This is a genomic window from Methylobacterium sp. P1-11 (assembly GCF_008329595.1).
Taxonomy (GTDB): domain Bacteria; phylum Pseudomonadota; class Alphaproteobacteria; order Rhizobiales; family Beijerinckiaceae; genus Methylobacterium.
The window spans coordinates 1-11820 of record NZ_NPKS01000039.1 but is presented as its reverse complement, the minus strand read 5'-3'; the positions used below and the strand labels follow the sequence as shown (position 1 = coordinate 11820).

Genomic DNA, 11820 nt, shown 5'->3' with positions numbered 1-11820 from the left:
AAGGTCGTTATGCAGCATTCGATGTTCGTCTTCGTCTAGTAGGCTGTCATTTCACCGGATCAGATCATCGGCCCAATCAAGCCAAGCATCGGCGACTCGTTCGCGCCGGGCATGATCGAGCGATGCGGCAGGTCCTGATACCAAGATTTCTCAGCCTTGATGAGCGGCATTTCTCCGGAAACGCCGTGCATATCAAAGAGCGCGGATCTCAGACTCTCGCATTATCAAATGGCCGTAAGCCGTTTCGCGAATGCAGCCCGCCCGCCGAGATTCGGGTCATCACTTCCACGCATTGTCTATAGGCGGATTTGCTTTCTCAAACCAGCTAGACCGAGCCACAGCACCAGATTTGAACGATAACGCACGCCGGACGGCTTCCACGGGTGCGAATTTCTGACGAGACTGTCCGACGTTGATGGTGACAGTGCCCTTGGTGCTCGTGTCCGACCCGGAAGAACTCCACCAGCCTGCGTGCTCAAGACCGTTCGGCGTCCGGCCGAGCGACATCGATCCCGAGGCCGGGCTGTGGTTCCAGCAATCGGGCTGCGCTCATGGCTTGAGCGCGGTAGGCGCTCGGATCGCACCCGTAAGCGGCCTTGAAGGCGTGCGAGAAGTAACTGCGGCTGGCGTAACCGACGCTCTCGGAGATGACCTTCACGGGCATGGGCGAGGACGTCAGCAGCTTGGCTGCCAGTTGAAGGCGCGCCCGCTGCAGATACTCGATTGGACCCTCACCGAAGGTGGAGGAGAAGCGCTCCGCGAAGCCGGAACGGCTCATTCCACAGAGCGCAGCCAAGCTATCGACCGTGTGCTGCGCTCCGGGCGCATCGAGGACAGCCGCGATCGCCGGGACCAGCCTCGGATCGCGCAGTGCTTCGAAGATCGGCGATCGCGCGCCTTTCTCCTTCAGATGGATCCGAAGCAGGATCGCCAGGCACTGCTTCATGAGTGCACTCGTCACCTCCTGCGTTCCGAGACTTGGCTGGACGAGCTCCTCGATCATGAAAGCGAAAGCGTGACGTAATCTGTCACTGTTAGATAAATCTTCAATCAACGCATCGTGCAGCCGGTCGAAAAGACCGAGCGCGCCGGCATACCGCGCCGAGATGGATCCACAGGCCAGCAAGATGTCCCGACTTCCATCTCCGGCGGTCAATGCGATGAGGCCATCCGGAAGAGTTCTGCGCGCGTTTTCGGCCGTAACCGTTCGGGTGGCTCCGGCGAAACCAATCGAGTGCCGCATGCCGCGAGGTGGGATCACCATGCAATTCGGTCCGAAGCTCTGAGGCTCCTGACCTTCGACCGCGATCATTCCGGAGCCCGCGAGAACGTAATGGACCAGAATCGCGTCGGCCATGCCGTTCTTCGCCAGCTCCCACCCGGTCTGGATCTCACAGAATGCGAACGCATGAACCTGCACAGACAAAGTCGTCAACAGACGTGAAAGAATATTGCAGGACATTTAACCTCCGAACGCCCCTAGCAGTGCATAAATATCAGCGTCAAAAACGGATTACAGAGGTCAATACGATGACGTAAATCTGATTAAGCGTCATCTGATGAGGCTTATCGATCCCATATATCACCAAAAATCCATACATTCGATGTAAATACACGAGGGATGCCGTTATCATGAGGGTGAACTCGATCATATCCGCCCCTCGCCTGCACCCATGGCCGGTGCGGATCATGCACTGGACGAACGCCGCGGCGATGGTGGTGCTGATCGGCTCCGGCTGGGGCATCTACGACGACTCCGTCATCATCCACGGCGTGTACTTCCCCAAGGCGATCCGGCTCGGGTCCTGGGCGGCCGAGAGCCTGCTCTGGCATTTCGCCGCCATGTGGCTGCTGGTTGCCAATGGCGGCGCCTATCTCGTCTACGGCGTCGCGACCGGGCGCCTGCGCGAGCGTCTCCTGCCGATCCGGCCACGCGACATCGTGCAGACGGTCCGCGACACGCTGCGGCTCAAGCTCGCCCACGAGGACCTGACGACCTACAACGCTGTCCAGAAGATCCTCTACATCGTCGCCATCCTGGCCGGCATCAGCCAGGTCGTCAGCGGCCTGGCCATCTGGAAGCCGGTCCAGTTCTCGGGTCTCGTCGCGCTGCTCGGCGGCTTCCAGGGGGCGCGCTTCGTCCACTTCGCCGGCATGGCTGTGCTGGCGGGCTTCCTCGCCATCCACGTCGTGCTCGCCCTGCTCGTACCGCGCACGCTGTGGGCGATGCTGACCGGCGGCCCGGTCCGCCGTCCGGCCCTCCCGGCCGTGGCGCGGGAGGCGACGCGATGAGGTCGCCCTTCCGCCCCCTCAAAGTGCCGGATCCCGGCATCCTCGACGACCACAGGCCCCTGGTCCGGCAGATCGAGCGGCGCGGCCTGCTGCGCGGCGGCCTGACGCTGGGCGCGCTCACCATGCTCACCGGCTGCGACGTGACCGACACGACCGCGGTCGGTCGGGCGCTGCGCGCAGTCTCCGACTTCAACGACGGCGTCCAGGCTGCCCTCTTCGATCCCCACAAGCTCGCGCCCGAGTACCCCGCCTCCCAGGTGCTGAAACCGCCGCGCTTCAACGCCTACTACGATGTCGAGGACGTCAAGCCGATCGACGGCGAGGTGTGGCGGCTCGAGCTCGCCGGGCTGATCTCCGACAAGCGGCCCTGGACGCGCCGGCAGATCGCAGAACTGCCCGAGCGCGAGATCATCATCCGCCACGTCTGCGTGGAGGGCTGGGACTATATCGGACAGTGGTCGGGCGTGCCGCTCCGCGCGTTCCTCGAGCGGGTCGGCGCCGACCTCACCGCCAAGTACGTCGCCTTCAAGACGGCGGACGACTACCCGAGCAGCATCGACATGGCCAGCGCGCTGCACCCGCAGACGCTGCTCGCCACCCGCTACGCCGGCCAGGACCTGCCGGACCCCTACGGGTACCCGCTGCGCCTGCGCACTGCGGTCAAGCTCGGCTTCAAGAACCCGAAATGGATCACGGCCATCGAGGTCACCAACACCTATCCCGGCGGTTACTGGGAGAGCCGCGGATTCAGCTGGTTCGCCGGTCTATGAGCGCCCGCGTGCTTTTGAGCGGCTTGGGCGCCGTGCTGCTGACCCTAGCCCTTGTCGGGCCGGGGCGGGCGCAGACGGCCGGTCCCTCGCCGACCCCCGACCACATGCCGAAGCCCGGTATGACCGCCCCCGAGATGGCGGGCCGCGCCGCCGACCGGTTTCCTCAGCCCGTGCGCGCCGGCGATCTCCCCGGCCGCTTCCTGCTCCAGCCGGAGGAATCCCAGCCCGTGCTCGGCCGCGTGACCGGGCTCGTCCGCCGCAACGACGGCGGCGTCGACGTGATCGTGCGCCTCGACGGCATCCTCGGGCTGACCTGGCTTGGACTCCAGCCGGTCGCCTGGAGCGGGGTCGGATCCCGGCTCGTGGCCGTGCCGGTCGAGGCGGTGGCGCTCCTCGGCGAGCACGTCGCCCTCATGGGCCTGACGCCGGAGCGCCTGCACGCGCTGCCGACCTTCGCGCCCAACTCGGCCACCGTGATCCCGCCGGACGAGACGCTCCGCATCGGGATCGTCCGGCCCTTCCACTGAGCGCGGAGGAGACTTGGAGATGCTACCGAGACCGACATCCGCATCGTCCGCCACCTGCGCGATCGGCGTGATGGCCAAGGCGCCGCGCAGCGGCCGCTCCAAGACGCGGCTGTGCCCGCCGCTGAGTCCCGACCAGGCCGCGCTCCTGAGCGCTGCCTTCCTGCGCGATACGACCGCCAACATCCTGGAGGCGGCGCGCGCCGCGCCGATCGCCGCCTACGCGGCCTACGCGCCGCGCGGCGCCGAGGCGCTGGTGGTCCCACACCTCGCCCGCCGAACGCGGCTCGTCCCGGCCGACGGCGACATACCGGCTTCGGCGGCGGTCGAGGGCTTCGGCCTCTGCCTGCTGCAGGCCGTCGGAGGCATGCTCGCGGAGGGCCATGCGGCGGCCTGCGTGCTCAGCGCCGACATCCCGACGCTGCCCACGCGCCGCCTCGTCCAGGCCGCCCGGATCCTGCTCGCGCCGGGAGATCGGGCCGTGCTCGGCGCGTGCGACGACGGCGGCTACTACATCCTCGGCCTCAAGCAGGCCCATGCCCGCCTGTTCGCCGACATCGCCTGGAGCACCGACACCGTCGCGGCCGCCACCCGCGCCCGGGCGCGCGAGATCGGCCTCGCCCTCGTCGAGCTGGAGCCCTGGTACGACGTCGACGACGCGGCCTCGCTCGCCCGGCTCACCGCCGACAGGACCGGCTACGCCGCCCCGGCGACGCGCGCGGTCCTGGCGCGGCTCGCGGAGACGTCGGAGGCCGTGCCGGCATGACCCGGCTTCTCGCCAGCCCCATGCGCCGGCTCGCGGCCCTCGGCCTCGCGCTGCTCGTCGTGAATGTCGGCGCGCTCGCGATCCACGTGCCGGGCGCCGACACGGTCGGCTCGGTCACCCGCGCCAACGTCTTCGTCGGCGTGGTCGCGGTTGGGCTCGGGCTCTACCTCCTCGCCGTGCGCCTGGTGCTGCGGGAGCGGCTGCCACGCGCCGCCCTGTGGACGATCCTCGGCGTCGCCGTGCTGATGCGAGCCGCGCTACTGCCGGCGCCACCGTTCCTGTCGAGCGACATCTATCGCTACGTCTGGGACGGGCAGGTCCAGGCCGCCGGGATCAACCCCTACCGCTACATCCCGGCCGATCCGGCCCTCGAACAGTTGCGCGATCCGGCGGTCTACCCGCTGATCAACCGGAAGGATTACGCCCGCACGATCTACCCGCCCGCGGCGCAGATGGTCTTCGCCGCTGTGGGCCAAGTCTCGCACGGCGTCACCGCGATGAAACTCACGATGCTGGGCTTCGAGGCCCTGGGCGTGCTGGCGATGCTCGCGATCCTGCGCGGCGCCGGCCTGCCGTCGGCCCGCATCCTGATCTACGCCTGGAACCCGCTCGCCCTGTGGTCCTTCGCCTGCGACGGGCACGTCGACGCCGTGGCGATCGGCCTCCTCGGCCTCGCGCTGCTCGCCCGCACCTGCCGTCGGTACGGGCTCGCGGGCGCGCTGCTTGGCGCGGCGACGCTGGTGAAGCTGCTGCCCGTCGCGGTGGCACCCGCTTTCGTGCGCGGTGGCCGGCTGTGGCGGCCAATGCTCGTCGGGGCGACCGTGATCGCGGTCCTCTACCTGCCCTATCTCGGCGCCGGCGCGAACGTGCTCGGCTTCGCCGGGGGCTACGGGGCCGAGGAGGGGTACGAGACCGGCGCGGGCTACTGGCTGCTCGCCGGGCTCGGCCATCTCGGGCTCAGCCCCCCGGGCCTGCTGCGGACCTATCTGGTCTGCGCCGGCCTGACGCTCGCGGCGCTCGCGCTCCGGATCGCCTTCGGCCGGGACCGGGCACCCGCGCCCGACGCGGTCGCGCTGTGCCGCGATGCCGGGCTCCTCGCAGCCCTCACCACCTGCGCGGCGAGCCCGCACTACGCTTGGTACTACCCCTGGCTGGCGCTGCCCGCGGTGGTCGCCCCGGCCCCGGCCCTGATCTGGCTCGGCGCGGCGCCGATCCTGTTCCTGATCGATCCGTTCAACGACCGCTTCCTCTGGCCGTCGCTGGTCTTCGTCCCGGCCCTCGTCCTGGCCGCCCGCGCGCTGTGGCAGGCCCGCACCTCACCCCTCGCCGCTCTCCCGGAAGGAACCGCCCGATGACGGCCTCAGCCGCCCTGAAGGATCCGCGCCGCTATTTCGAGGCGATCGGTGCCGACCGCGCCTCCGAGGCCTTGGCGCCGCCGGTCTGCCTCTATCTGGAGGTCACGAACCGCTGCAACCTGCTGTGCGAGACCTGCCCGCGCACCTTCGAGACCCTGGAGCCCCCGGCCGACATGAGCTGGGATCTGTTCACGCGGATCGTCGACCAGGTGCCGAACGTCGCCCGGGTCGTGCTCCACGGGGTCGGCGAGCCGATGCTGGTAAAGGACCTGCCGCGGATGGTCCGCTACCTCAAGGATCGCGGCACCTACGTCCTGTTCAACACCAATGGCACCCTGATGCAGCCGAAGCGCTTCCGGGAGCTGATCGACACCGGTCTTGACGAGTTGCGCGTGTCCCTCGACGCCGCCGACCGGGCCTCGTACCGCAGGGTGCGCGGCAAGGATTTCTTCGACCGCATCGTGCGCGACGTCGGAAAGTTCGTCGCGTTCCAGAAGGCGTCCGGCGCCACGACGCCCCGGGTCTCGCTCTGGCTGACGGGCCTCAAGGAGACCGTGGACCAGCTCCCGACCTTCGTGCGGCTCGCCGCCGAGATGGGCGTGACCGAGGTGCACCTGCAGCGCCTCGTCTTCGACGAGGCCGGGTACGGTATGGCCCGCGCCGACCTGTCGCTGTTCGAGAGCGCGCGGGCCGAGGAGACCGCGGCGATCGCCGAGGCCGAGGCCCTGGGCCGCTCCCTGGGGGTGACGCTCGACGCCTCGGGCGCGACCGAGCCGGGGATCAGCCTGAAGCGGCAGGATGACCGCGCCTGGGCCACCTGTCGGCGACCCTGGTCCCTGATGTATTTCACCGCCCACGGACGGGCGCTGCCCTGCTGCATCGCGCCGTTCTCGGTGCGCGGCTACGCCAACTACACACTGGGCGATGCGACCCAGGCCACGCTCCGGGAGATCTGGAACGGCGCGGCCTATCGCGACTTCCGCACATCGCTCCTCTCCGACGCGCCGCCCGCCCCGTGCCGGAACTGCGGCCTGCGCTGGAGTCTCTGAGCGATGCACCCGGTCAGCATCGTCATCCCGACCCTGAACGAGGCTGAGACGATCGGCGCGGTGATCCGCGAGATCCCGCCGGCCTACGCGGCCGACGTCGTCGTCGCCGACAGCGGCTCTACCGACGGGACGCAGGCCATCGCCCGGGCCGCGGGCGCCCGGGTGATCGAGGCCGGGCGCGGCTACGGTCGGGCTTGTGCGCTCGGAGCGGCCGCGGCCGCCCCGGCCTCGCGCGTGATCGTCTACCTCGATGGTGACGGCGCCGATCGCGGAGACCTGATCGACCGGATCGTCGGGCCGGTGCTCGCCGGCAGCCAAGACCTCGTCCTCGCCTCGCGCACCCTGGGGAGCCGCGAGCCCGGATCGATGCTCTGGCACCAAGTGCTCGCCGGTCGGCTCGCCGGCCTCGGCATCAGCCTGCGCTACGGCGTCCGCTACACCGACATGTGCGCCTTCCGCGCCATCGACCGCGCCGCGCTGCAGGCCCTCGACCTCCGCGAGCTGACCTACGGCTGGAACATCGAGATGCAGATGCAGGCCGCGCGCGCAGGTTTGCGCATCCGCGAGGTGCCGATGCCCTACCGGCGCCGGCGGGGCGGATCCTCGAAGGTCGCGGGTTCGCTTGGTGGCACGGTGCGGGCTGCAACGCGGATCGGCGCGACCTACCTGCGCGTCGCCGCGAGCCCGGCACCGAGAGCGTAAGGTCATGGCGTTCGACGCAGACTCCGCACTGGGCGGTTGGGCAGGCGACACGCGCGAAGACCGCGCCCTCCTCAGATCGCCGAGACACGGGCCCACGCCCGGGCGGTCCTTCGCGCTGGCGGCATACCTGGCTCGTTGGTCGACATGCGCGCACCACGACCTCGCCGCGTCGGACTCGCAGTCGCTTTCACTCGCCGCGCTGCTGCGTCTCGCCGGTCCGGAGGATGTAAAGCGCTGGCGGAACGCGGACCTCGGCTATGCCGACCCGCGCGGCGCCTCCTGGTTACGCGCTGCGGTCGCTGAGCGCTACGTCGGCGTGAAAGCCCATGACGTGCTCGTCAGTGCCGGCGCACAGGAAGCGGTGGCCTGCGTTCTGCGCGCGTTGCTCGGCCCGGACGACCATGCGGTGGTGGTGGTGCCGATCTACCAACCCTCCGAGCTTGTCGTGACGAGTTTATGCGCGGCGGATGGGGTCGCCCTGAGTTCGGACCGGCATTGGACGCTCGACCTGGACCACCTCGCCAGCGTGATCCGGCCGAACACGCGGCTGGTGCTGGTGAACTTCCCTAACAGCCCGACAGGTGCGACCTTGGACCGGACGACCCTGGCTGGCTTGATCGACCTCTGCCGCCGGCACGGGCTCTGGCTTGTCAATGACGAGGTCTATCGCCAGACGGACGCGAACCCGGAGGGTGCCATCCCGCCAGTCGTCGACGTGTACGAGCGCGGGATCTCGATCAACGGGCTTTCGAAGGGTTTCGGGCTGCCGGGCCTGCGCGTTGGCTGGGTTGCCTGCCGAGACCGCGCTGTGCTCGAACGCGTTCTAGCCATCAAGAGCCTGTTGTCGAGCTGCCTCGCCGGCCCGAGCGAGGTCCTCGCGCATATCGCGTTGCGGGCCGAGCCGCGCATCACCGGGCGCGCCCGCGCCACAGGTCGCGGCAACCATCGCCGACTGCGCGCCCTGCTCGATCGCCATCCAGAACGGTTCGAGCCGGACGAACCGAGGAATCTGGCCTTCGCCTTTCCCCGTTTCCGCGGGCGGGAGGGCGCAGCCGCGTTCGCGCGGGCGGTCGCGTCAGAGGTGGGCCTGCTTCTATTGCCTTCCGTGTTGTGGCGTTCGTCGTTGGCGCCGGTCCCGGCGGACCGCCTGCGCCTCGGCCTCGGCCGGCGCGGCAGCGGTGCGGCGCTCGAAATCCTTGAGGATCACCTGCAACAGCGCTCGCGCCGATGAGAGCCCGCCCGGAGCGCGACCGGAACCTCGCGAAACCCGTCGGGCGCCTGGGTGTGGTCCTGGGCGGAGCATTGCGAGTGGCGGGACGTCTTGTCCGCGGGCTCAGGCTCGGCGTCATCGCCACTGCGCTGCTCGCCCTGGGCATCCTGTTTCTGAATTACGGCGTGCTCTCGACGCCGCAGGCTCGCGCCTACCGCGACCTCGATCCGGCTGTCCCGGAGTGCAGCGAGGGCCTTCGGACCGGCTGGACCGTCCTCAGTGAGGTCGGCCGCGGCGTCCCGATGTCGTCCATGCTCGACGGCGACGGCTGGCGCGACACGACCAACGACGAGGGCGCGCTCCGCGACGACCGGCGCTGGCGGACGCGACTACGGTGCGCCCTGCAGCGCCACGTCATCCCGTCCGCGCGCGGCGAGCGGCCGCTGGAGTACACACTCGGCTTCCTGGAGTTCAAAGAGGACGGCGAGCCCTACGCCCTCGTGTCGCGCGCCGGCGGCAGCGACGTCGCCATCGACAGCGCCATGCTGCGCCACGCGATGGAGGGCGAGATGCATGCCCGCGGCGCGCCGGCTACGGGGCTCAAGCCGGTCATCACGCAGCTCGACGCTCTGACGCAGCACCTGGCCACCGGACGTCACTACGTCATCGCCTTCATCCACGGCTGGCGCCACGATGCCCAGGTCGGCGACGCCAACGTCGCGGACCTGCGCTTCTACGCAGCGCACGCCGCCCGCTTCTTGCGCGACCGCTGCCGGAGCGATCCCGCCGCCTGCGGGATGGACGTCACTGCGGTCTACGTCGGCTGGCGCGGTGCCCGGGTCGACGAGCGCGGCCTGCGCGACAAGTTCGGGGCGGCGCTCGGTGGCTTCTTCGGCGAGCTCTCCGCGGCTGCGACCCTGTTCGACCGCAAACCCGTCAGCGAGGCGGTCGCACCCGCGGCCATATCCGCGCTGCGCACTCTGGAGGCGGCGTTGAGGCGGCCGGGCCCCGACGGGGCCAACCGGCACAACAAGCTCGTCGTGGCCGGCCATAGCCTCGGCGGCAACATGCTGGCGACCGGCCTCAAGGACGACCTCCTTAAGGCCGTGCGGCGTCATCGGTTCGGCGAAGCGATGCCGCCGGTGCTTGGCGACCTCGTGGTGCTCATCAACCCGGCCGCCGAAGCGAGCAAGTGGACGGCGGTCCAACGCGCCGTGTGGGAGCGCGTCGCGACGCCTGCCGACTCGGGCGCCACACCCGGGGAGGTGGCGCATGACAGCGGCCTGTTCCCGATGGACCAGCGCCCGGTGGTAATGTCGGTCACCGCGGCGCTCGCCTTCCCGGCGGGCGGGCTGCGGCCGGGCGATTGCGCCTGGATTGGCCTCGACGTCGACGACGGCTTCCAGGACGCCCGGGCACGCATCCGGCAGCGGCTCGCTGGCACCGACGCGATGTTCAACGCCGGCGTGGACTACGATTGGGCGACCCACGACCTGTTCCCCACCTTCAAGTTCGACTTCCGGCCCGCCGCGGGCTTTCTCGAACGAGCGGCCGCGCGCATTGAACACAGGCCACCCCGCGGCATGAGCTGCGCGGTCCCACGCGAGGCGGACCTCCTCGATAGCGTTCTCACGTTGCCCCTGCGGACACTGTCGGTCCTGGCCGCGACCTTCCCGTTCCAGATCAGCCTGCCGGAGGAGTCGCACACGATCGGTAACCTCGACCCGCCGCGACCGGCCGCCGGCGTGCTCGCCGACGCGCGGCCCTCGGGCGCACCGTTCGGCACGACCCACGAGATGCTCGGTTTGGCGGCAACCGGCTCAGAGCGGCACCACGCCTACGCCACACTGGCCGACGCGGACATCGACTGCCCGCGCGCGAACGGTTGGTTGATCCGCGCGCGTCGACGGCGGGTGAAGGAAGGTGGTCTCGGGTGGGACAGCCAGGACTTGGCACCGCCGGAGGCGGGGGCCGAGGGTCAGGGGTCACCCGCGGTGCGCTTCCAGCACGGGCTGCCGTTGACCGGCATCGCCCCGGTCACGCTGGCCAACGACCCGTTCTGGAACGTGCGCGCCTTCGACAATGCGCTGTCGCGCCACGACGGATACCGGCTGTCATCCTTCATCTGCGCGCTGAGCCAACTGGTCATGGACGACATCATCGACGCGGCGCACGGCAACCAAACCGGCATGTCGTCCCCATGACGATGGCCCCTCGTGCCAAAGGGTCAGTCCGGCGTTGCGGGAGGCTCTAACCTGTTACGACTCTATCGGCGGACGCGTCGGGATAGCGGACGCATTGGTGGCGCGCAGCTTTTTGGTGCTCGGCGACGGGGCCGGCGAGGTGACCGAGGAAGGACGCGCGTGGCTCGCCTGTTTCGGCACGCCCATTGCGGAGATGGGCGGACCAAACGCCCACTCTGCACTCCTTGTCCAGACTGGAGCGAGCAGCGACCGAATCTCGCTGGGCGCTTGGGCACCGCGCGTGCCGCATTTGCGAGAAACTCGGTTGAATTAAGCGGATGCGCGACGGCCAAGCGATCAGAGTGACCCGCATACGTGCCCGCCTGCGCGGCCACATTCCGACATCGCAGTCGGGAAGCCTGTTCCAGCTCTACCCGGTGTCTTCGAGGGGCGATCCTTCTACCGCGTCCGCGTTTTCACACAGCCTCCACCCGCTCAGGTCGCAGGTCTTCGTCCGCCACGCTGTCCCGAAGCGGACCTTCCGAGGGTCCGCGCTGGGTCGGAAGGAGGCTGTCCGCTATTCGAGCAGACCTTTTCCAGAGCAGCCATTCCGCTTACGGCGAAATCCTGTCGTTGGCGCGGGACTGCGCAAACCTCTTAAATAGGCGGCTGCGGCCTCAAGGTGCTGTCGATCAGCGTCTGCCGCGACGTGGCCCAACGCGCCCATATGACGCAAGAAGGCTTGCTTCGGATCGGTATTTGACGTTGATGCGCCGGTCGAGCCGCTTCCTACGTCAGCGCGTCAGAACGATGTGGGTTACCAGCTCCGTTGGGACTGTCTCCGTCACCCGATAGCCGAGGCCTGGCAGATCGATGTCTGCGAACAGGTGCTCGCCCCGGCCAAGAACGACCGGCGACACCGCCAAGTGCAATTCATCGATTGCGCCCGCGAGTAAATACTGGCGGACC

10 protein-coding genes and 1 pseudogene are annotated in these 11820 nt (G+C 69.0%); 9 read left to right on the top strand and 2 right to left on the bottom strand.

What is annotated here, in order from left to right; genetic code table 11:
• Positions 1-475: 475 nt before the first annotated feature.
• Entirely contained in the window at positions 476-1462 is a 987-nt protein-coding gene (locus tag CIW48_RS28095; protein WP_149313715.1) for an AraC family transcriptional regulator, read from the bottom strand.
• Positions 1463-1632: 170 nt separating this feature from the next.
• Here CIW48_RS28095 and CIW48_RS28090 point away from each other — a divergent pair, with 170 nt between their 5' ends.
• The 9 genes from CIW48_RS28090 (at position 1633) to CIW48_RS34300 (ending at position 10872) form a co-directional block, all read left to right on the top strand.
• Positions 1633-2292 (top strand): cytochrome b/b6 domain-containing protein, encoded by a 660-nt coding sequence (locus tag CIW48_RS28090; protein WP_149313714.1) that lies wholly within the window; start codon positions 1633-1635, stop codon positions 2290-2292.
• The gene (locus CIW48_RS28085; RefSeq protein ID WP_149313713.1) at positions 2289-3062 is read left to right on the top strand and encodes a molybdopterin-dependent oxidoreductase; all 774 of its coding nucleotides are present in this window, start codon (positions 2289-2291) and stop codon (positions 3060-3062) included. The genes CIW48_RS28090 and CIW48_RS28085 overlap by 4 nt, the downstream gene beginning before the upstream one ends.
• Positions 3059-3589 carry a hypothetical protein gene (locus tag CIW48_RS28080; RefSeq protein WP_149313712.1) on the top strand — a complete coding sequence of 177 codons (531 nt, stop codon included), beginning with the start codon at positions 3059-3061 and terminating at the stop codon, positions 3587-3589. The genes CIW48_RS28085 and CIW48_RS28080 overlap by 4 nt, the downstream gene beginning before the upstream one ends.
• A gap of 19 nt (positions 3590-3608) precedes the next feature.
• Entirely contained in the window at positions 3609-4352 is a 744-nt protein-coding gene (locus CIW48_RS28075; RefSeq protein ID WP_149313711.1) for a DUF2064 domain-containing protein, read from the top strand.
• Complete coding sequence (locus tag CIW48_RS28070) at positions 4349-5707, top strand: glycosyltransferase 87 family protein (RefSeq protein WP_149313710.1); 1359 nt, start codon at positions 4349-4351, stop codon at positions 5705-5707. The genes CIW48_RS28075 and CIW48_RS28070 overlap by 4 nt, the downstream gene beginning before the upstream one ends.
• A complete protein-coding gene (locus CIW48_RS28065) occupies positions 5704-6756 on the top strand; it encodes a radical SAM protein (protein WP_149313709.1) in 1053 nt (350 codons plus the stop codon). Before CIW48_RS28070 ends, CIW48_RS28065 begins: the two co-directional genes overlap by 4 nt.
• Before the next feature lie 3 nt (positions 6757-6759).
• Positions 6760-7458, top strand: a complete 699-nt coding sequence (locus CIW48_RS28060) for a glycosyltransferase family 2 protein (RefSeq protein ID WP_149313708.1) — start codon at positions 6760-6762, stop codon at positions 7456-7458.
• A 4-nt stretch (positions 7459-7462) separates the two neighbouring features.
• Entirely contained in the window at positions 7463-8689 is a 1227-nt protein-coding gene (locus CIW48_RS28055; RefSeq protein ID WP_149313707.1) for a pyridoxal phosphate-dependent aminotransferase, read from the top strand.
• Positions 8690-8766: 77 nt separating this feature from the next.
• Positions 8767-10872, top strand: a complete 2106-nt coding sequence (locus tag CIW48_RS34300) for a hypothetical protein (RefSeq protein ID WP_246695449.1) — start codon at positions 8767-8769, stop codon at positions 10870-10872.
• Positions 10873-11645: 773 nt separating this feature from the next.
• Here CIW48_RS34300 and CIW48_RS34295 read toward each other — a convergent pair.
• Positions 11646-11820: pseudogene (locus CIW48_RS34295) on the bottom strand (dihydrofolate reductase); the annotation flags it as partial.